This is a genomic window from Corallincola holothuriorum (assembly GCF_003336225.1).
Lineage (GTDB): Bacteria > Pseudomonadota > Gammaproteobacteria > Enterobacterales > Neiellaceae > Corallincola > Corallincola holothuriorum.
In genome coordinates, this window is the sequence record NZ_QPID01000003.1 from 52,089 (window position 1) to 72,143 (window position 20,055).

Consider the following 20,055-nt stretch of genomic DNA (forward strand, 5'->3'; position numbering starts at 1 on the left):
GTTCAATTGCCCATCATCTAGTTCTTTCTTGGATTTAGCCCCCTCTAAAGTATTACCACCTGATCTAATAAAGATTAAGGATGTGAGTTAAAAATACTCAATCAGGCTAATGATTTATTGTTTGTTATAAATAAACCCTTATTTCTCACAAAAAAATATAAGTAAAAATGGTGCGTTAAATTAGCAGGTGTTTTTATTTTGTTTTCTTAAACAATCTAATAAAAACATAATTGATTCAATTGGTATCGGTAACGTTCACTTATTATTGAATGGTAAGACGGCTTGTTTGAAATTTTGCTTAGTTACTGTGCGATTGGCGCATTTTTATGCATTTTAGCTGCACGATATATGTCAAAACTCTTTACGTACGTGAGCTTTCTATTTTTGGTATATCTACACGGCAATTTGATTTGCACATTTATTTATTGCTAAAGGAGAAGGCAATCATGAAAATATATTTAGCTTTCGCTGCCTTGTTGTTTTCTGGAGTAGCAACAGCAGCGCCAATGATTCCTGCAGAGTTAAACAGTATTGAGGAGAGCGGTGATAGTTTATTCACGCTGACTGATTTCGATGCCACACTTGATGACAGCGGTTTCGAAATGACCTTTTTAGCTGGTCAGAATAATACGTTTGATCATGCATTTGGTTTATATCACTACGATACCGTGAATCATGTCGTTGCCTCGAAGCTACAGATATTTGATTCCACCGCAGAAGTGGGTGATGAGTAGAATGTTGTCTGGGACATCGCGGGTGAACAAGCGCTGTCAACTTTTGGTGCTATTGATCTGAGCCTGGCAGAAGGCTATGCCTTTGGTCTCTGGTTCCAGTCCGATGCTGAGGTCTACTATAGTCAGAAAATGTTTAATGACGGCGAGGTAGATCACTTTGGTTTTTATTGGGAAACCAACCCTTTTATTGATGCCAACTTGTATGTTTTTGCCGCTGACAATGGTGTGCAAGACAGTCTTGACCAGATCCAGATGGCCATTAATGACGTGACTCCTCACCTAGCTGTACCTGAGCCTATGACCGTGGGTCTGTTGGGGTTAGGTTTGTTGGGGATGAGTCGCGTTCGTCGTCGCGGATAAATGCTGTAACTCTCTGACCAAAATAGTAACCGGCCTATCTGGCCGGTTTTTTATTGTTGGAACATGGCTCAACGTGGAGCAGTGGTGAAGGAATTAGAAAATGAGGCACCCGCACCGAGATTAGGAGGGTTCGGTGGTGTGGTCGAGTGCCTCAAAACTTGGGTTATCTATCTATCTATCGGCTTTTGCTGCTGATGGCGGCTGACTACGCCGACGTAGCAGATAGTAGAAAACAGGTGTCAGTACTAAGCCAAATACGGTGACCCCTATCATGCCGGAGAACACGGCAACACCCATGGCTTTGCGCATCTCTGCACCTGCACCAGTTGAAAACACCATAGGTACCACACCCATGATGAAGGCGAACGATGTCATCAGGATCGGGCGTAAACGTAATCGTCCCGCTTCCTTAATCGCTTCTATCACCCCCATGCCACGCTCTTCCAACTCTTTGGCAAACTCGACAATCAGGATCGCGTTCTTGGTGGCTAACCCCACCAGCACAATGAAGCCGATCTGGGTGAAAATGTTGTTATCGCCACCGGTCAGGATCACGCCGGTCATTGCCGATAGCAGTGTCATTGGCACAATAAGAATGATCGCCATGGGGAGGCTCAGACTCTCATAGGTGGCAGCTAATACCAGAAACACCAACAGCACCACTAAGGGGAACACATACATGGCGGCGTTACCGGCGAGGATCTGCTGGTAGGTGAGATCTGTCCATTCGTAGGTCATCCCAATAGGCAGGGTCTCATCTAAGATCTTTTCTATCGCCGCTTGCGCTTGGCCTGAGCTATAGCCCGGCGCTGGCGCGCCATTGACTTCAGCAGTGGTAAAGCCGTTGTAATGCATCACCCGATCGGGTCCGGCACTGTGTTCTACTGTGACAAAGGAGCCTAAGGGGATCATCTCGCCCTGTTGGTTACGCACTTTCAGTTGGCTGATCTGGTCTGGCTCCTGACGGAATGACTGGTCTGCTTGCACATTGACCTGATAGGTGCGGCCAAACTGGTTGTAATCGTTGACGTAGAGAGAACCTAAATAGGCCTGCATGGTGATAAAAACATCATCAATGCGTACGCCCTGACTCTTTGCCTTGGCGCGATCCAGATCGACGTCCAGTTGCGGTACATTGACCTGAAAACTGCTGAAGTTTCCTGTCAGTTCCGGCGCAGCCCAGGCTTTGCCGATGACTTCCTGCGTCACTTGATAGAGGGTTTCATAGCCGAGGTTGGCGCGATCTTCTATCTGCAAACGGAAGCCGCCAATGGTACCTAAGCCCTGCACCGGCGGCGGTGGGAAAATGGCAATAAACGCATCCTGAATGGCACCAAATTGTTGGTTAAGTTGGCCGGCAATGGCATTGGCGGATAACTCGGGCGAGGTGCGCTGAGCAAATGGTTTCAGGGCAACGAAAACGATACCGCTACTAGAGCTGTTGGTGAAGCCATTGATGTTGAGGCCGGGAAAAGCGACCGCATTTTCTACGCCCGGATGTTGTAAGGCGATGGCGGACATATCGCGGATCACCTGTTCTGTGCGATCTAGCGAAGCGGCATCGGGAAGTTGAGCAAATGACACCAGATACATCTTGTCCTGCCCCGGTACATAGCCTGTTGGGGTGGTGTTGAACTGGTGATAGGTCAATGCCATCAATCCAGCGTAGAGGATCACGACAACACCGCTTAAGCGGATGAGTTTGCCGATCCCTGCCGTATAGCCGCGGGCACTTTTATCAAATAGACGATTGAATGGCGCAAATAACCAACGGCCGAACAGAAAATCTATCAGTTTGGTGAGCTTGTCTTTTGGCGCGTCTTCTGCCCGGAGTAGCAATGCGGACAGTGCTGGACTCAGGGTCAGCGAGTTGATCGCCGAGATCACCGTAGAGATAGTGATGGTCAGTGCAAACTGCTTATAGAACTGGCCGGTAAGACCTGACATAAAGGCGGTGGGAATAAAAACTGCCGCCAGCACCAGTGTGGTGGCAATAATTGGGCCGGTCACCTCTTGCATCGCCTGTTTGGTGGCGTCAACCGGACTTAACCCTTCGCGCAGATTTCGCTCGACATTCTCGACCACCACAATGGCATCATCGACCACAATACCGATGGCCAGCACTAAACCAAACAACGACAGTGCGTTAAATGAAAAGCCCAGCAGGTGCATGATGGCAAAAGTACCGACCAGAGAAACCGGTACGGCAGCTAACGGGATCAAAGAGGCGCGCCAGGTCTGCAAAAACAGCACGACGACCAGTACCACCAGTAAAATCGCTTCAAATAATGTGCTTACCACAGCTTCAATTGAGCCGCGGACAAACACGGTGGGATCGTAAACGATGGCGTAATCCATGCCTGCCGGGAAAGAGTGTTTCAATTCAGCCATGGTGGCGCGGACATCATCAGAGATCTGAATCGCGTTGGAACCCGGTGCCTGAAAGATAGGCAGAGCCACCGCAGGTTTGTTGTCTAGCAAAGAACGGAGAGCGTAGAAGTCAGAACCTAGTTCAATACGAGCCACATCTTTTAGATAGGATATTTCTCCCTGTTCGCCGACTTTAATGATGATATCGCCGAACTCTGCTTCATCAGACAGGCGACCTTTTACATTGATTAACCATTGGAATTCACTGTCGCCGGTGGGTTGCGCGCCGAGCGAACCTGCCGCTGCCTGCTGGTTTTGTTCCCGGATCGCGGCCACGATATCACCGGGGTTTAACCCAGTGCCGCGACCTTCTCCGGATCTAGCCAGACACGCATGCTGAACTCGCCTGCACCGAACAGTTCGACGTTTCCTACCCCCTGCACGCGTGCCAACTCATCTTTGACATTGAGATGGGCGTAGTTCGACAGATATAGCATGTCGTAGCTGTCATCCGGCGATGTCAGATGAACCACCATGGTGAGGTCGGGTGAGGACTTCTGGGTGACCACCCCTAAACGTTGTACCTCTTGTGGCAGCCGGGGCAGGGCACGGTCAACACGGTTTTGGACTAATACTTGGGCATCGTCGGGGTCGGTGCCGATGGCAAAGGTCAGGGTAAGCGTCATGCGGCCATCAGCTGTGGCCTGTGATGACATATACAGCATATCTTCGACGCCGTTGATCTCCTGCTCTAACGGCGAGGCGACGGTATCGGCAATCACTTTTGGATTGGCGCCGGGGTAGTTGGCAGTGACGACAACGGTGGGAGGCACCACTTCCGGGTATTCGGTGATCGGTAGTTGCCATACGGCAATGGCACCAGCAATGAATATCATCAGCGACAATACGCCAGCAAAGATCGGCCGATGAATAAAGAACTGTGACAATCTCATCTTAGCCTCCGGTCACTGCAGTGCTGGCATTCTGCGTACTAAGCCCTGCCGCAGCGAGGTGAACTCGGTTGGCTTGGCTGTCTAACTGCCGTTGTATGGCTTTGAGTTTGGCCAGTGTTTTGTTGTCGGTCATAGCGACTTGTTGTGGCGCAACGGGTGTACCTGGACGCACCCGTTGTAGACCATTGACGACGATGGTGTCACCCGCCTTGAGGCCTGACTGAATAATCCGCAGGCCTTGCAGTTTCTCGCCGAGTATTACGGGCCGATACTGCACGGTATTGGTTTCGTCCAAGATCAGCACAAACTTGTTATTCAGATCGGTACCTATCGCCTTGTCATCGATCAGAATGCCTTGGTAGCTGGCACTGCCGGTGAGCTTGATCCGAGCGAACAGACCAGGGGTGAACATCTGTTTGTCATTACTAAAGACGGCACGACCACGGATCGTACCTGTGCTCGGATTGACGCGATTATCAATGAAATCGATGATGCCCTCGTGGGGGTAATCGGTGTCATTAGCCAGCGCCATCATCACCGGATGCTGTACATCGCGATCGCTGGCGCGGGAGCCCTCTTGCGCCAACTTGACGTACTTGAGATAGGTCTGTTCGTCGGCATCAAAATAGGCATACACCTTGTCGGTAGAGACCAGAGAGGTGAGGATGGTGTCCCCTGCTGTAACGTAGTTACCTTTGGTGATGTTGGCTTTGGATACGCGACCACTGATCGGGGCAGTGACTTCGGTGTAGCTGAGGTTCAGTTGCGCTAGCTCAAGTGCGGCATTGACTGAAGCCACGTTGGCATACGCCTGGGTTAATGCGGCTTGGCGCTGGTCATAGATCTCTTCCGACATGGCATGGGTTGCTGTTAGCTTTTGTGCCCGGTTATAGCTGAGGTCCGCAAGTTTTTGCTGGCTCTTTGCGACGTTAAGCTCTGCCTGCAAGCGTTTAACTTCTGCTTCAAATGGGCGGCTGTCGATATAAAAAAGCGGTTGTCCAGCCGTAACCAATGCACCTTCGGCAAATGCCACTCGCTCGATATAACCAGAGACGCGTGGGCGCAGTTGTACACTTTCTGGTGCTTCAAGGCGGCCAGTGAACTCGTCCCACTCAGTTAATCGTTGACTGATGACCGGTGCTACAGAGACCGATGGTGGCGTCATCAAAGGGGTGGGCTGGGTTTGCGGATCACTACCGCAGGCGGCTAATAGAAGAAGAGTACCTCCCGCCAGCACCCATTTTTTGAATCTAGATAGGTTGAAATCGAACATCACTTTCCCTCCAAAGCGTGGTGTGGAGAGAAGTATGATCAAGATCACCTTATAAAAATAATTATTAATTCATATGTAATGCATTCACAAATGTTATGAATCTGTGATTTACTTATAACAACTCGAAAATGGTAGGTGGATGTTTTGCGTAATCAGGAATTAAACCTTTTGATGGTGTTTGATGCCATCATGACTGAAGGCTCTATCACCCGAGCGGCAGATCGCTTGGCGCTCAGTCAGCCAGCAGTTTCTAATGCCCTGTCACGTATGCGTTCTGTTTGGAAAGATGAACTGTTCGTCAAAGATGGGCGCAATATTCAGCCGACGGCGTATGCTCAGAACCTTTGGGCGCAGATCCGTGAGCCGCTGCAGCAGTTGGGAGATGCAGTCGACCAGAATGAATTTAATCCCGCGACTGCCAAGCGTACATTTCGTATTGCGGTTGCCGATGCCATCGTTGATGTGGTGTGGCGGCCGTTACGAAAAGTCATTGAACAATCTGCCCCGGGCATCAATATTCATGCGGTGCCGTATACTATCTCGAATGCCGAATCACTGCTTCATGACGCCGATGTCGATATGCTGGTGGGGGCGCAATCCAGCACGTCCAACGTGATCCGAACCGAGTTCCTGTTTAACCCTTGTTATGCCTGCGTGATGCGATTGGACCACCCGCTGACAAAAGTACCACTGACACTGGAACGCTTTGCCGCCGCGGACCATCTGTTGGTGTCTCTGTCTGGCGAGATCACCGGCTACACCGATCAGGTTTTGGCGCAAAAAGGGATGAAGCGCAGAGTGGCAATGACAGTAAATCACTTTGCTACCGTGCCCGCCTTGTTGAAAGAAACAGATTTGATCACAGTGATCCCGTCTTCTACCGTTGAGCAGGCCATTTTTAATGGTGAACTGGCGGTGATGGAGCCACCGATCGACATAGCCCCAACATCTGTTGGCAGTGCCTGGCATAAACGGCAGGAAAACGACAAGGGCCTGTGCTGGTTGCGCGGCCATGTAAACCGTATTATCAAAGAGCATTACGATCGGCATATGAGTGAACTGAAAGCGCGGATCTGCCCGCAGTGCAAAGACGCTAGCTAGGTCAATTAGCCGTTCAAATTGCGTGAAAGGAGTAATGATGAAAAAGCAGCAGGGATGGATCCATATGCCAGTGCCGCTGGCGATACTGGTCGCGGTGTTGATGGCACTTAGCTGCGCCTGTTTTGATATGAGCTCCCTGGTGACGCGCACGTCCTTCTGGTTGGGGTTCGCCTTATGTCTGCTGGCCGCGAGCATTTGCGTTGCCGCAGTCATCAGCTTCCGCCGCGCTAAAACCACCGTTGACCCTAGATTTCCGGAGCAAAGCAACCAGCTGGTGGTGGCAGGTGTTTTTAATTACAGCCGTAATCCGATGTACGTTGGATTTGTTATCGCCCTGTTTGCTTGGGTGCTGATTTTGGGCAACCCATGGACTCTGCTTTGGGTTGTCGCCTACTGGCTATTTATGGACAGATACCAGATCCGCCACGAAGAGCAGGCGTTAGAGAAGAAATTTGGTGAGAGTTACCAAGAATACTGTCAGCGGGTCAGGCGTTGGGTTTAGGGCTGTAGAAAAATCTCTCACCTAAGCCCTCTCACTTAGGAGAGGGCTTAAATCAGATAGAAGAAAGAAAAAGATCGGTAAACTGGGGAGTGACAGTTTGCCGATCTTCACCTTGCCGCTAATTATTCAGTAACCAAAACTCTCCTGTCAGTGCGGCGACCGGGATATTCACATTGCCATTCACTGCCACTGTTTCTCCTGTCAGCAGGTTGGTCAGTGAGGCGGCGTTCGCTAACTGAGTAGCATCAACCGTCCATGCACTGTCTGTACTCGTGGTATTTAACAGGTACAGGATCCGCTCACTGTCGGCCACTTTCAGGTCGGCATATAAACCTGTGCTGTCGTCAGCCAGTAGGGCGATGCGTTGGCCGTTGTAGAGGGCAGGGTGTTGGTCGCGAAGCTGCATCAGTTCGGTAATGTATTGGCGCAATGCGATCTGTTCTGCCGACGCTTGAAAGAGGGTGCGATCGTCACCGTGGGGCAGGCCTTCAATCTTGCCGCTGGAGCGTGCCACATGGTCATCGCACATCATGGTAATGCCGTTACACGGGCTGTTACGTTGGTCAAAATTCTCCACATCATCGCCAATTTCATCGCCGTAGTACAAGGTAATGGGGCCGGTGTAGGCGGCGACAAAACTGTAGATAGCACGGTGCCTGGACCAGTACTCTTGCGCGGGGAAGCCTCCGCGCTGGATTAAATCGCCAAGCCGCACCAGATCATGGTTTGAGACAAACAGGTTAGGGTGGGCATGACTGGGGTTGTCTTGGTTGAGTTGCCAGCCCAGCTGTAGCTGGCTGGGCAGCGGATCACCTGCGCCGTTTTCTTCGACGGCTAAGGTTTTAACCACTTGATAGCGCATGGCAAAGTCAAAGGCGGAGCAGATACCCGGTTGTTCTGGTTCCCCATAGCCCAGATCCCTGACGAATTGGCCGCTGCCATCAAAGATCTCGGCCACCATGTAGCCTAGTGGATTGACGGTATCGCCATCCATTTGATACTCGACGGACTGGCTTGTTTGCTCGACCAGTTGGCGTATTTCGCCCCAAGCGCCGACGGGGACTTCGTTAGCCACGTCTAGACGCCAGCCATCAATTTTTAGTTCTTCAATCCAGTAACTCGCCACTTCTTTGACGAAGTCGAGATCGGTTGGAAACACACTTCGCTGTGTGCTAGCTAGGCCGTTGTAACTTTGGCCTTGTCCCGACAGGGTTAAGCCGCTGGGCGAGGCGTAGCCAGGAGCGTTGGTTTTATGATGGCCAAACACAGCATCAAAGAACACATAGATGCCACGGGCGTGGGCTTCGTCAACCAGGTTACGGGCATCTTCTAAATCGCCAAAATTGGGGTCGATGGCGAAATAGTTAGTGGCGAAATAGCCGGTCGCATCAAGTCGGGTGACAGAGTCGTCTTGGTTGGACAGTGGAATGGATTCAAATATGGGGGTTAGCCAGATCGCATTCATTCCCAAGGATTGAATGTAATCCAGTGAGTCGATAATGCCCTGAATGTCGCCTTCGTGCGGGCTGGGGCCGTAACCGATGCCGTAACCTAGGTTGGTATTACCATCGATAAACGCTTCCGTCATCACCTGATAGATACGCAGGCGGTTGGCCTGTTCGTAAAGGTCTGCATCGCACGGATAGGCTTGGTAAGTAGGCGCCGGTGGCGTGGTGGTGCCGCCTCCGGCTGTTGAGCCACTGCTACTGCCGCCGCAGGCGGATAGCAGCGTGCTGATTAACAGGATGCCACCTATGTTCGCTTTGTTCATCTCCACTTCCCTAGGTCATTTGCTTATTGAGCGGATTTGCTCTTTAAGATAATGACTAAGGATTTAACCACTTTAAGGTAGTGGCTAAATCCACCCTAGGGGTGGAATTTCAACCTACTCGGTTGAGTTGGCTGCGGGTTTGTTTTTCACTTTCTCGCGCATGCTTTGCATGATGACGTAGAACGCCGGTACCAGCAGGGTGCCGACAATGGTGGCCATTAACATGCCGCCCATGACGGCGTTACCCAGTGAACGTCGACTGGCTGCACCTGCACCCGTCGCGACGACCAGTGGCAGTATGCCTAAGACAAAAGAGAACGCGGTCATTAACACGGCTCTGAATCTGAGCCGGGCTGCGGTTTCTGCGGCTTCAAGAATGGATTTGCCTTCCTCGCGGAGTTGCTTGGCAAACTCCACCACGAGAATGGCGTTTTTACTCGCCAAACCGATCAATAGTACTAAGCCAATTTGGGTGTAGAGGTTTATCTCGCCGCCCAACGCCAGCACCATCGCGAATGCACCAAACACCGCAATTGGTACTGCCAACATAACTGCCACCGGAATGGTCCAGCTCTCATACTGCGCCACCAAAAATAGGTAGGTGAATAACAGTGCCAGCGTGAAGATCAGGGGGGCCAGACTACCGGCTTTGATCTCTTGATAGGTTTGCCCGCTCCAGCTGGTGGTGTAGCCAGCGGGCAGGGTTTGCGCAACCTCTTGAATCGCTTTGATCACGTCGCCACTGGCTACCCCTGGCATGGGGAAGGCGTTGATCTTGGTGGCGCTGTACAGGTTGAATTGCTGGACATATTCCGGTCCCAGAATCGGGCTGGTGGTGATTAAAGTACTCAATGGCACCATTTCGCCGCTTTGGGTGCGCACATAAAACCGGATCAAATCGGATTCTTCATCGCGATATTCGGTTTCTGCCTGCATCATCACCCGGAATACTTTGCCGTAAAGATTAAAGTCGTTGACGTAGGAGGAGCCCAACATGGTTTGCAGGGTTGAAAATATCTCGGTCAGCGAGATCCCCTGTACTTTGGCTTTTGGCCTGTCTACATCGACAAACAACTGTGGCACATCGGCACGGAAGTTACTGAAAGCGCCAGCGATTTCTGGACGCTCATTGGCATTTAAAATCATGCCGCCCATGGTGGCTGCTATCTCTTCTGTTGGGCGCCCTTGGGTGTCTTGTAGAAAGAACTCAACGCCACCAACATTACCTACGCCGGGCAGGGGAGGTAATGAGAAGGCAAAGGCTCTGGCTTGTGGAAAGGTTGCTAGCTTGCCTTGCACTTTGCGTACGATGGCCGCCTCCGTGAGAGCGGGATCTTCACGTTCATCCCAGTCAGCCAATGTCACAATCAACAGCCCAGCATTGGACGATACCGCTTGGGATACAATGCTGTAGCCACTCACTGATATCACCTTTTCGACCCCGGGTTCCTCTTTTACTGCCGCGATCATCTGCTCAACCACCACTTTGCTGCGATTCAGCGAGGAGCCATCAGGTAACTGGATATCCACAAAGAATGCTTTTTTGTCCTCGGTGGGAACAAAGCTGGTGGGCAGGACTTGGCTTAAACCGCCGATACTGGCGATGATCACGAGGTAGACCACGCCGACCAATAGCGACTTGCGCACCAACGAGGCGACCCAACCGCTGTAGCCACTGGTAAGGCGATTAAACTGTTTGTTGAACCAGGCGTGAAAGCCTTTGTCATGCTGCTTTGGTGCTTTCAACATCACGGCGCACAATGCTGGACTCAGGGACAGTGCGTTCACCGATGAGATAAGTACCGCAATGCAGATGGTCACGGAGAACTGTGCATACATTTTGCCGGTGATCCCAGGCATTACAGCGGTGGGGGCGAACACTGCCAACAGTACCAAGGTGGTGGCGATCACCGGACCGGTGACCTGCTTCATCGATTCAATGGTGGCATCCCGCGCTGACATCCCTTGTTCTTCCATTAAGCGGGTGACGTTTTCCACCACGATGATGGCGTCGTCCACCACGATGCCGATGGCAAGGATTAATGCGAACAGTGTCACTGTGTTGATGGTCATGCCCGTTGCCAACAGAAAAGCAAAGGTGCCAATTAAGGAGACCGGAATCGCAATTGCCGGGATCAAGGTTTGTCTGATGTTTTGTAGAAACAGATAGACCACCAACACCACCAAACCAAGGGCTTGCAGCAGGGTGACGATCATCTCTTCAATGGATACCTCAACAAAACTGGTGGTGTCATAGTAAACGCCCCAGTCTAGCCCTTCCGGAAAGTTCTGCTTTAGCCTGGCCATTTCGGCACGAACACCTTTCGCCACCTCTAGGGCATTAGCATCGGATGCTTGGTTAATAAAGATCAACGAAGAGGGGCGGCCGTCGAGCAGTGCTTCTGCGTCGTAGCTTTGTGCGCCTAACTCGATCCGGGCGATATCTTTGAGCCTGACGCTGCTGCCATCTTCATTGGCGCGCAGCACGATCTCTCGAAACTCTTCGACATCGGTGAGGCGGCCTTTGGCTTGCAACGTATATTGAAATTTCTGATCGCCACTGGCGGGTGGTGCGCCAATGCGTCCTGCCGGTACCTGAACATTTTGTTCTTGCAAAGATTCCCGCACATCATTGACGGTAATGGCTAAGCCCGCCATGCGGTCTGGGTTGAGCCAGATGCGAATGGCGTAATCCATCGAACCAATGATGTCGGCCTTAGACACGCCAGGAACCCGAGCTAAGTTGTCCTTAACATTGATCGCCATGTAGTTGTTGATAAACAGGTTGTCATAGCGATCATCCGGCGAGAACAGGCTGACAGCCATCAGCAGGTTAGGACTTTGCTTCTCTACCTTCACCCCTTCCCGTTTGACCTCTTCAGGTAAGCGAGCGGTGGCGATCTGTACCCGATTGCTGACGTTGACTTGCGCCATATCAGCATCGGTACCCACTTCAAAAGTGACCGTGAGATTGTAGCTGCCATCATTGGCGGAGCGGGATTCCATGTAGATCATCCCTTCCACGCCGTTAACCTCGGCTTCAATTACCTTGGCGATGGTGTCCTTGACGGTTTCAGCACTGGCACCGGCATAAGAGGTACTGACATTCACGCTGGGGGGCGCCAGATCGGGGAATTCGGAGATCGGTAACACCATCATCGACAGCAGCCCTGAGAGGGTCAAAACGATGGCAATAACAAAGGCGAATTTAGGACGATTAATAAAAACCTGACTGATCATAAGTATGTTCCCTGCCTAAAATCAGCCTTGATTTTCGAATGGTGTGGCTTCTGCCATTTGGGTTTCAACTTCTAACCCTGGACGCACTTTTTGCAGCCCTTCGATGATGATCTTTTCACCGGCTTCGAGGCCTGACTCCACGCGCCATTTAACGCCGTAGCGCCCGGACATTTTCACTTGCCTTTTTTCCACCTTATTGTCGCTGTTAACGACCAGAACAAAGCGGCCCAATTGATCTTCCTGGATAGCGACCTGGGGTATCAGTAGTGCCTCAACTTGCTCTGGCACATTGACAATTGCAGTGACGAACATGCCGGGCAGTAACGCTTTGTTGGAGTTAGCAAACAGCGCTCGGACGGTGACGGTGCCTGTGGTGGGGTCAACGCGGTTATCGACAAAATCGATCTGACCCGTCTGTTCGTACATCTCGCCATTGGGCAGACGCATCTCGATGACCAGGTCAGATGCCTTTATCGCTGGTTCGCCATTATCACCACCGTCATTGCGGTACTTGGCGATAACCTTCTCACTGGCCTGAAAGTTGACTTCAATAGGATCTAAATTGACTAGGGTTGCGAGTGAGCGTTCGGGGGAGATGAGATCGCCTTCGGATACTTTCGAGCGGCTCATTCGGCCACTGATAGGCGCGACAATTTTGGTATAACTGAGATTGAGTTTGGCGGCTTTTAATGCCGCTTTGGCCCGTGAAACTTCCGCCTCGGTATCTAGCTTGTAGCCGGTCAGTTCATCCATCTCTTTGGCACTGATGACGCCAGCAGCGAAGATCTCCGTACCGCGGTTATAATTGCTGAAGGCAACCTTTTTTGCCGCAACGGCTTGCTGTAACCGAGCTTCTGCTTGAGCAACTTCGGTGGCGTAAGTGTCTGGGTCAATTTCAAACAGCAGATCACCTTTGGCGACATCGGCGCCTTCTTGAAACACTCTTCGTAGCAGTAGCCCAGAGACACGGGCGTTGATGGTGGTGTCTTCATTGGCTTGGGTACGACCAACAAACTCACTGTTAGGTGTAATGGATTCAATACCCGCTGCAACCACGATGACACTGGGTTTCGGTGGGGGAGGAGGGGCTTGTTTATTGTCGCATCCCGTAGCTAGCAAGAGTCCGACTATACAAAGTGTCCAGTGCAATGTTCCGTGTACTTTGTTCATATTGAATCTCAAATTACGTCTAAATTTCATTACCCAAGTGATAATGGTGAGGTCTATTTCGGAAATGTTGTTTAACATCCCATCATGATGATTCTAGCCATGAGCGGATGCTGCAAGACGGTGGCTAACTTTATGAATCAGCGCATTTTTTCTGGCTTTAAGGATAGACGATATTCTCTATGAAAAACCATGAATTTGATAAATTCATTAATGAATCAAGTCGCTTATCGAGCTTCCACTAGATTTAGACTGTGCTCGTTAGAAAATCGGCGTGTTGTCTGATGTGAACTGATGCTGCGATGTCACGCTAGCCGTGTTGATAGCGTTGCTGCCAATTGTTCACTCGACTTTGCAGCGGCGCTTTGATAGGAATGCCTGAATCCAACGTTTGATTTAAGTTCAGAATATCGCCGGTGCGTTGGTAGTCAGCCATCCCCGCGCTATTTGCCCAGTAATAGATCCCCCAATTGTGCAGATCCCAGGCAGAGTCATAAGGGTTGTGCTCATAATCGACGTAGAATAGCTGGTTGTCGGCGCAGACAAAATTGGCAGGAAAGTAGTCCAGATTCAGGCCTGCGTGTTGGGCAATTTTTGAGATCTGATAGAGCTGTGGCAACACTGTTTCGACATTGCCATCTGCAATAAGGTCGTTTGCTAATACGCCTTCAATGTATGACTTGACCAAAAATCCACGCTGTTCATCGTGACTGAGTAACTTAGGTACGGGTATGCCCAGGCGGTCTAGGGTGTGATAGGCATTCAGTTCAACCGTGACTTTGTTCTGATTGCCAAAATCATAATAGGGACACGGTTCGTCATGCATCATTTTGACGACGTATTTGCAGCCGTTATTGGTGGCCAAATAGGAATAGGCTGACTTGCCGCGGCCGAGAAAAGCGGTGAGTGTCAGTAGCCCTTGCTCGGTTTCCAATGTTGTACCTAGCTGTTGCCCTGCTGTTTGCATAACTGCTTCCATTACATCGTCACTGATAGTGCGATTCTAAGTTGTTGCATCTATTTGACTTTGCTTGAGGTCAATGGAAAGCCGCCCCGTTTTACTCCTCTGATTAAGCAGAGAGCTCGATCACCTTTTTTGTCATCGAACAAAGCGAACAGTGTTTTCACAGTGAGTTAGTCAAATCGACAACACAGTGGTCAAACTCATTATTTACTGTTGTTCAATATGTATCCAGTTATATAATTTATTTCATAAATACAGATGGTTATGTTTTTGGCATGCGCGTTGCTAATTAACTATCCGAGATAGTTAGACTTACTAAGGGATAGTTGTATGAAGAAGACCTGCTTGCTACTTGCGTTGGCATTGCCACTGACATTAACTGGATGTGTTATCGCTGTTGGCGGCGATGGCGACCGCACCAGCTGGAGTTCTGACTGGGAAGATCGGGAGCGAATCAACCGCGAAAAACTGGAAAAAATGGAAGTCGGCGCGGCGATGGATCAGGTGCGAATGACCATGGGTACCGCTGATTTTGATGAGAAGCTGGTGAAGGGCGATGACAACTATCGCTTGTTGTATTACCGCACACAGCGCCAGCAAAAAGATGGTATCACCAGCAAAGATGAGTGCACACCGTTAGTCTTTAAAAATGGCCAGTTGATCGGTTGGGGTGATAGCGCGGTAGCGCAGATCTAACGGAGCGATCAGGGTGGCACTCTATAGGGCGCAGCTGCGCCCTATTACTTTGTGATGACAATAGTTAGCGAGTCGTCTGACTCAGTTCATCCAGCTGTTTGGCGTTAAGAAAACCTTCTGCCGCTCCTTTCTCGCCAATCTTCCAAGACGCAAAGCGCACCGCTTGTTGCAGTGCCTGATAGGGATTGCCTAGGCTCAGCCAGCCATGTACAAACGCTGAAAATAGCGCATCACCGGCACCGACAGTATTGATGATTGGCCGGGTCGTGATGGCGGGTGTATGGTAGAACTGACTGTCTTCAGCCACAAACATCAACGCACCTTCGCGGCCACGCCCCATGACAATAATTTGGTTGTGGTAGCGTTGATAGAGCTCACCAATAAAGGCCTCTGGCTCGCGGCCGTGCAAGCCTTCGTCGCTAAGGAAAAGGATATCGGCGGCTGCCATAAAATCTCGATTGTAGTCGTCATCAGGATCCGCCAGCACATGGACATCGGTGGCGATGGGCTTACCACTGGCTTTCACCTCTGCGAGCAGGGCGCGGTTGTAGTTGATGTTACACATCACAGCTAACTGGCATCGGCGCAGCTTTTCATCGAATAGCTGGCGATCAAACTCAGTCTCTTGGATCTGCTTTAGATCCACATGGATTTGGCGTTGGCCGTCGGGGGCATACAGGATCACCGATGCTGGGGTTTGCGCCAGTGTGCGACATACACCGTGGTGGCTAATGCCTAACTGTTTTAGCTCTGTCTCGACGATGGGGGCATTGACGTCGTTGCCAATCATCGAAACCATTTCCACTGGGTGCCCCAGTGTATGTAACGCTTTGGCAACGTTATATCCCACTCCTGAGACCGTCGTATTAATGCGGTCGAAGGCATAAGTGACCGGAAAGTAGTTCAGGGGGAAACCATCGATAGCCAGTGTGGTCTCAATATTGATTAAGCCAGAGACCATGATTTCAGTTGCCATAAACGTGTCCTTACGAAGTTGTCGACCAGTTATAGTCATTGGGTTCACTGTCACCAGTTCGCTAGAGGCCCTTTTTAGCAAACCTTAAGTGTTGTTGTCTTTTGGCTAGATCATAGCGTTGAGTTTCGGGTACCGGCAGCAGAAAAAATGTCAGCGTTGATTAACAGTGCTTGCTTACTGTGACGAAGGCGCTAACGTATTGATTATTAAATATTGAAATTTCACAAGCTAAGGAATTTACCATGGCTGGATTAGCGCCAATGACAGAGCAGGCTCGCACGATAGCAAGACTCATGGCGGTAGCCATGATGGTGTTAGGGGGGCTGGCGATTATTCTGCCGTTTGCCGTAGGGATCGCGGCAGCGATTATTGTTGGTATAGCGATTACTTTGACTGGCGTTATGGGGATTGCGGTCAGTAAACGGATGAAACAAGCGGGTTATCAAACCATCTCCGGTTTCCTTTATTGGGGCTATTTGATTGTCGGCGTATTGCTGATCTTGATGCCAAAACTGACTCTGGGATTGGCCGCCTTCATGTTGGGTGCATTTTTTGTCTTTATCGGCGTACTAAGTTGGCGCGCAGCGCAAAATGATCTGTCTGCAGCGACCACCAAAAAAGTCAAAGGTGCATTAAGTATGCTGCTTGGCGTGGCAATCGTGCTCTCTGGGGCGAGTGGAATTGCATGGCTGATTGGTGTTTGCTTCGGCGTTAGTCTGTTTATGCAGGGAATGAACGTGTGGTCTACTGTGTCCCGTTCACCGGTGATGTTTGAAGCTGACAGCTAGCGTTTGCGGATCTCCCCTCTCATTCGAGAGGGGAACAAAACAAAGCTATGATTAACCGATCAAATTAGTGATGATCTGGCGCTTCGCCAGCGATCTCGTTGCCATTAGCGCGACCTTCGAGAAACGTTTTCGCATTGTCGAGGGAGGTTTCAGCAATCGCTGTTAGCGCCTCGCTGGTAAGGAATGCCTGATGGCCAGTGAAAATCACATTGTGGCAGGCGGACAGGCGGCGGAAGACGTCATCCTGGATCACTTCGTCAGATAGATCTTCAAAGAACAGATCCTGTTCATTCTCGTAAACGTCCAACGCCAAGCCACCGAGTTTGCTCTGCTTTAACGCGTCGATTGCTGCCACTGAATCGACCAGTCCTCCGCGACTGGTGTTGACTAACACGGTGCCGGGCATCATCTGTTGGAATGCGGTGGCATCGAATAGATGTTGATTTTCCGGCGTGAGTGGACAGTGCAGAGTGATCACCTGACTCTGGGAAATTAGCTCTGGCAGCTCGACATAACGCCCTCCGAGTGCTTCAAACTCCGGGTTGGGATAGGGGTCAAAGCCAAGCAGGTCGCAGCCAAAGCCTTTCAGAATACGTGCGGCAGCCAAGCCAATTTTACCTGTGCCCACTACACCCGCCGTGCGGCCATGCATGTTAAAGCCGGTTAAGCCTTCGAGGGAGAAATTGGCATCGCGGGTGCGCTGGTAAGCTTTGTGAATACGTCGATTAAGGGTCATGATGAGAGCGATGGCGTGTTCGGCGACCGCTTCTGGAGAGTAAGCTGGCACTCGAGCCACGCGCATACCGAGGCGTCTAGCCGCGTCCAGATCAACATTATTGAAGCCAGCGCAGCGCATCAATAGTAGTTTGATACCCTGACTTGCCAGTACTTCCAGGGTTTCCTGGTCCAGATTGTCGTTAACAAAGGCGCAGACGGCGAAGGCATGTTGGGCGAGGGTGGCCGTCTTAGGATTCAGGTGAATATCAAAATATTCCAGCTCAAAACCGAATTCACTATTACGCAGGTCAAAAAACTCACGGTCGTATTTTTTGGCGCTAAACAAACAGATTTTCATAGTACCTCAGTTTTCTTAGCCACTTTCTTAGCAAGATGGGCAGCAAAGGTTTGCTGCCAGGGGAGGGTGAAAATATAATGCAGATCACACTTTAATGGGAGTCTGTTGTGACGTTTCCTTCCCTTTGTCGTCATATCGCAAGCTACGTGAGTAGTGTTTTGATCCTACTTCTCTGCCTTTTTGTCGGCCAGTTGGCGGCAAAATATTCTGGCGGTGTGCTCCCCGGCAGCATTGTCGGCATGATCTTTTTAGCCTTGTTATTAAGCTTGGGGCTGGTGAAATTACATTGGGTTGAGGCCGGAGCGAACTTCCTGATCCGTTGGATGGCTTTGCTATTTGTACCTATCGGGGTTGGCTTAATTGATAATCTTGAGTTGCTGGCAAACAGTCTGGTGGCGATCTTGCTTACCTGCTTACTTGGTACCGTGCTGATTATGGCCTTAGCGGGTTGGTTGTTTCAGGCGTTGGAGCGTCGTCAATGAGCGATTTAATGATGCCGCTGTTCTATTTTTTGCTCACCATTCTGGTTTATCTGGCTGCGGTACATCTGCAGCGTCGGATCGAACATCCACTATTGAATCCGGTGTTAATCACTCTGTTGGTGCTGGTTTGTCTGCTGTTGGGGTTGGGTATCCCCTATGTTGACTATCAAGCGGGAGGGCATTGGTTAAGTGATCTGTTAGCCCCGTCGGTGGTGGCTCTTGGTGTGCCCTTGTATAAACAGATAAAGCAGATCAAGCGTGAGTTACCGGGCGTACTGCTGGTGGTGGCGTTGGCGACAATTTTCGCGCTGACCAGTACCGTGGTGTTAGCCATCTTGGTGGGTGCCGAGGCCGAAATTGCTATATCGTTAGCGCCAAAGTCGGTGACCACACCGATTGCGGTAATGATTGTCGAACAGATGCAGGGCGAGCCATCGTTAGGTGCGTTAGCTGTGATTGTTACCGGCTTGTTGGGAGCGATTGCGGGTATCCCTTTGCTTAACTTGATGGGGATCCGTGAGCCTAAGTCCCGAGGCATTGCGATGGGAACGGCGTGTCACGCCTTAGGTACGGCTCGTATCGTGCAAGAGGGGGGCGAGCAGGGCGCCTACAGTGCACTGGCACTGGTATTATCTGCTACCATCAGCGCCATACTTGCGCCCATTTTGGTACCTTTGATCCTGCAATGGATAATTTAATGCCCTTACCGATACACAGCGACACCCCGGAGCGTCGTGATCACCTGCAGCAGCTGGTGTCGCAGTGGGGATTTGTGCCGATGCGCAAACAGCCTGATTCAGGCTTGCTACTGTATCTGGATGCCGAGCGCTTGAGCTTGAAAGATCTCGGAGACAAGAAATTGGGTGCTGTGAGTGTCGATTTTACCGACGGTGCAGCACGGCATCGCCGTTTACACGGTGGCGGGCGCGGTGAGGCGGTAGCGAAAGCGGTCGGTGCCCGTGGGCAAGCCACCCCCTCGGTATTAGATGCTACCGCAGGGTTAGGGCGCGATGCGTTCGTATTGGCGTCGATCGGTTGTCAGGTCACCATGTTAGAGCGTTCGCCGGTGGCGGCGGCATTGCTGCAAGATGGTTTAATGCGAGCACAATTGGATGCTGAGATCGGCCCTTGGATCGGTCAGCGTATGCGTTTGTTACCCGGTTCGGCGGTGGATCGCATGAGCGACTGGCAGGGTGATGCGCCAGAGGTTATCTATCTGGATCCCATGTACCCCCACCGCAAAAAATCGGCTCAGGTGAAGAAAGAGATGCGTCTGTTTCAGGCGATGCTTGGCCCCGATGAAGATGCGGATCTATTGCTCGCCCCAGCGCTGGCGCTGGCCACAAAACGGGTCGTGGTGAAGCGTCCTGACTATGCGCCCCCTTTGTGTGAGCGCAAGTCAGACGCGCAGATCACGACCAAGACTCATCGTTTTGATATCTATTTTTGCAGTTAAGCGTGCTAGGTGTACTGCTTAGCAAGCGTCATCTTTTGCCGTTATCTGCGCTCGATGATAGAAGAGTGTGCTTAACTTAACTCAGTTGAACAGTGCGACTACGCACAAGAGAGCTTTTTGCATGGGCAAGCAGATATGTAAATGGGA

The 20,055-nt window shown here is 50.9% G+C and carries 16 protein-coding genes and 1 pseudogene; 9 read left to right on the forward strand and 8 right to left on the reverse strand.

From position 1 onward, the window contains the following. Positions 1–446 precede the first annotated feature (446 nt). Positions 447–734, forward strand: coding sequence for a hypothetical protein (locus DU002_RS05830; RefSeq protein WP_114337440.1), 288 nt, complete (start codon positions 447–449; stop codon positions 732–734). Positions 735–863: 129 nt separating this feature from the next. Continuing rightward, positions 864–1,094: a PEP-CTERM sorting domain-containing protein gene (locus tag DU002_RS05835; RefSeq protein WP_114337441.1), complete on the forward strand. Its 231-nt coding sequence runs from the start codon at positions 864–866 to the stop codon at positions 1,092–1,094. A 171-nt stretch (positions 1,095–1,265) separates the two neighbouring features. On the opposite strand, the pseudogene DU002_RS05840 reads toward DU002_RS05835, so the two are convergent. Together DU002_RS05840 and DU002_RS05845 are read right to left on the reverse strand one after the other, a co-directional pair. After that, a pseudogene (locus DU002_RS05840) lies at positions 1,266–4,417 on the reverse strand (efflux RND transporter permease subunit). A 1-nt stretch (position 4,418) separates the two neighbouring features. Further along, on the reverse strand, positions 4,419–5,690 hold the full coding sequence (locus tag DU002_RS05845) for an efflux RND transporter periplasmic adaptor subunit (protein ID WP_114337442.1): 1,272 nt from the start codon (positions 5,688–5,690) through the stop codon (positions 4,419–4,421). Between the two features lie 135 nt (positions 5,691–5,825). Between DU002_RS05845 and DU002_RS05850 the strand changes: the two genes are divergently transcribed. Next, a complete protein-coding gene (locus tag DU002_RS05850) occupies positions 5,826–6,791 on the forward strand; it encodes a LysR family transcriptional regulator (RefSeq protein ID WP_233496433.1) in 966 nt (321 codons plus the stop codon). A 34-nt stretch (positions 6,792–6,825) separates the two neighbouring features. Further along, positions 6,826–7,293, forward strand: a complete 468-nt coding sequence (locus DU002_RS05855) for a methyltransferase family protein (protein WP_114337444.1) — start codon at positions 6,826–6,828, stop codon at positions 7,291–7,293. A gap of 118 nt (positions 7,294–7,411) precedes the next feature. On the opposite strand, the gene DU002_RS05860 is transcribed toward DU002_RS05855, so the two are convergent. The 4 genes from DU002_RS05860 to DU002_RS05875 form a co-directional block, all read right to left on the reverse strand. After that, positions 7,412–9,064 carry an alpha-amylase family glycosyl hydrolase gene (locus DU002_RS05860; protein WP_114337445.1) on the reverse strand — a complete coding sequence of 551 codons (1,653 nt, stop codon included), beginning with the start codon at positions 9,062–9,064 and terminating at the stop codon, positions 7,412–7,414. 114 nt (positions 9,065–9,178) lie between these two features. After that, on the reverse strand, positions 9,179–12,304 hold the full coding sequence (locus DU002_RS05865; RefSeq protein WP_114337446.1) for an efflux RND transporter permease subunit: 3,126 nt from the start codon (positions 12,302–12,304) through the stop codon (positions 9,179–9,181). 21 nt (positions 12,305–12,325) lie between these two features. Beyond that, positions 12,326–13,474 (reverse strand): efflux RND transporter periplasmic adaptor subunit, encoded by a 1,149-nt coding sequence (locus tag DU002_RS05870; RefSeq protein ID WP_114337447.1) that lies wholly within the window; start codon positions 13,472–13,474, stop codon positions 12,326–12,328. A 307-nt stretch (positions 13,475–13,781) separates the two neighbouring features. Beyond that, positions 13,782–14,438 (reverse strand): BUD32 family EKC/KEOPS complex subunit, encoded by a 657-nt coding sequence (locus DU002_RS05875; RefSeq protein ID WP_114337448.1) that lies wholly within the window; start codon positions 14,436–14,438, stop codon positions 13,782–13,784. Positions 14,439–14,765: 327 nt separating this feature from the next. Between DU002_RS05875 and DU002_RS05880 the strand changes: the two genes are divergently transcribed. After that, entirely contained in the window at positions 14,766–15,131 is a 366-nt protein-coding gene (locus DU002_RS05880; protein ID WP_114337449.1) for a DUF3192 domain-containing protein, read from the forward strand. Positions 15,132–15,195: 64 nt separating this feature from the next. On the opposite strand, the gene DU002_RS05885 is transcribed toward DU002_RS05880, so the two are convergent. Then, positions 15,196–16,107 (reverse strand): carbohydrate kinase family protein, encoded by a 912-nt coding sequence (locus DU002_RS05885; RefSeq protein ID WP_158537980.1) that lies wholly within the window; start codon positions 16,105–16,107, stop codon positions 15,196–15,198. A 242-nt stretch (positions 16,108–16,349) separates the two neighbouring features. On the opposite strand from DU002_RS05885, the gene DU002_RS05890 reads away from it, so the two are divergent. After that, positions 16,350–16,895 carry a DUF308 domain-containing protein gene (locus tag DU002_RS05890; RefSeq protein ID WP_114337451.1) on the forward strand — a complete coding sequence of 182 codons (546 nt, stop codon included), beginning with the start codon at positions 16,350–16,352 and terminating at the stop codon, positions 16,893–16,895. Positions 16,896–16,959: 64 nt separating this feature from the next. Here DU002_RS05890 and DU002_RS05895 read toward each other — a convergent pair whose 3' ends face one another. Then, positions 16,960–17,970, reverse strand: a complete 1,011-nt coding sequence (locus tag DU002_RS05895; protein WP_114337452.1) for a 2-hydroxyacid dehydrogenase — start codon at positions 17,968–17,970, stop codon at positions 16,960–16,962. A gap of 107 nt (positions 17,971–18,077) precedes the next feature. Between DU002_RS05895 and DU002_RS05900 the strand changes: the two genes are divergently transcribed. From DU002_RS05900 to DU002_RS05910, 3 genes are read left to right on the forward strand one after another with little or no spacing between them, the layout of a single operon-like run. Then, entirely contained in the window at positions 18,078–18,452 is a 375-nt protein-coding gene (locus tag DU002_RS05900; protein WP_114337453.1) for a CidA/LrgA family protein, read from the forward strand. Then, the gene (locus DU002_RS05905; RefSeq protein ID WP_114337454.1) at positions 18,449–19,150 is read left to right on the forward strand and encodes an LrgB family protein; all 702 of its coding nucleotides are present in this window, start codon (positions 18,449–18,451) and stop codon (positions 19,148–19,150) included. The genes DU002_RS05900 and DU002_RS05905 overlap by 4 nt, the downstream gene beginning before the upstream one ends. Next, positions 19,150–19,908, forward strand: coding sequence for a class I SAM-dependent methyltransferase (locus tag DU002_RS05910; protein ID WP_114337455.1), 759 nt, complete (start codon positions 19,150–19,152; stop codon positions 19,906–19,908). Before DU002_RS05905 ends, DU002_RS05910 begins: the two co-directional genes overlap by 1 nt. The last annotated feature ends 147 nt before the right edge of the window (positions 19,909–20,055 follow it).

Bases quoted from the DNA above. Each gene is read 5' to 3' on its own strand.
- DU002_RS05845 (WP_114337442.1), bottom strand. From the start codon at position 5,690: ATGTTCGATTTCAACCTATCTAGATTCAAAAAATGGGTGCTGGCGGGA.
- DU002_RS05890 (WP_114337451.1), top strand. From the start codon at position 16,350: ATGGCTGGATTAGCGCCAATGACAGAGCAGGCTCGCACGATAGCAAGA.
- DU002_RS05860 (WP_114337445.1), bottom strand. From the start codon at position 9,064: ATGAACAAAGCGAACATAGGTGGCATCCTGTTAATCAGCACGCTGCTA.
- DU002_RS05905 (WP_114337454.1), top strand. From the start codon at position 18,449: ATGAGCGATTTAATGATGCCGCTGTTCTATTTTTTGCTCACCATTCTG.
- DU002_RS05830 (WP_114337440.1), top strand. From the start codon at position 447: ATGAAAATATATTTAGCTTTCGCTGCCTTGTTGTTTTCTGGAGTAGCA.
- DU002_RS05910 (WP_114337455.1), top strand. From the start codon at position 19,150: ATGCCCTTACCGATACACAGCGACACCCCGGAGCGTCGTGATCACCTG.
- DU002_RS05835 (WP_114337441.1), top strand. From the start codon at position 864: ATGTTTAATGACGGCGAGGTAGATCACTTTGGTTTTTATTGGGAAACC.
- DU002_RS05855 (WP_114337444.1), top strand. From the start codon at position 6,826: ATGATGAAAAAGCAGCAGGGATGGATCCATATGCCAGTGCCGCTGGCG.
- DU002_RS05865 (WP_114337446.1), bottom strand. From the start codon at position 12,304: ATGATCAGTCAGGTTTTTATTAATCGTCCTAAATTCGCCTTTGTTATT.
- DU002_RS05895 (WP_114337452.1), bottom strand. From the start codon at position 17,970: ATGAAAATCTGTTTGTTTAGCGCCAAAAAATACGACCGTGAGTTTTTT.
- DU002_RS05875 (WP_114337448.1), bottom strand. From the start codon at position 14,438: ATGCAAACAGCAGGGCAACAGCTAGGTACAACATTGGAAACCGAGCAA.
- DU002_RS05880 (WP_114337449.1), top strand. From the start codon at position 14,766: ATGAAGAAGACCTGCTTGCTACTTGCGTTGGCATTGCCACTGACATTA.
- DU002_RS05870 (WP_114337447.1), bottom strand. From the start codon at position 13,474: ATGAACAAAGTACACGGAACATTGCACTGGACACTTTGTATAGTCGGA.
- DU002_RS05885 (WP_158537980.1), bottom strand. From the start codon at position 16,107: ATGGCAACTGAAATCATGGTCTCTGGCTTAATCAATATTGAGACCACA.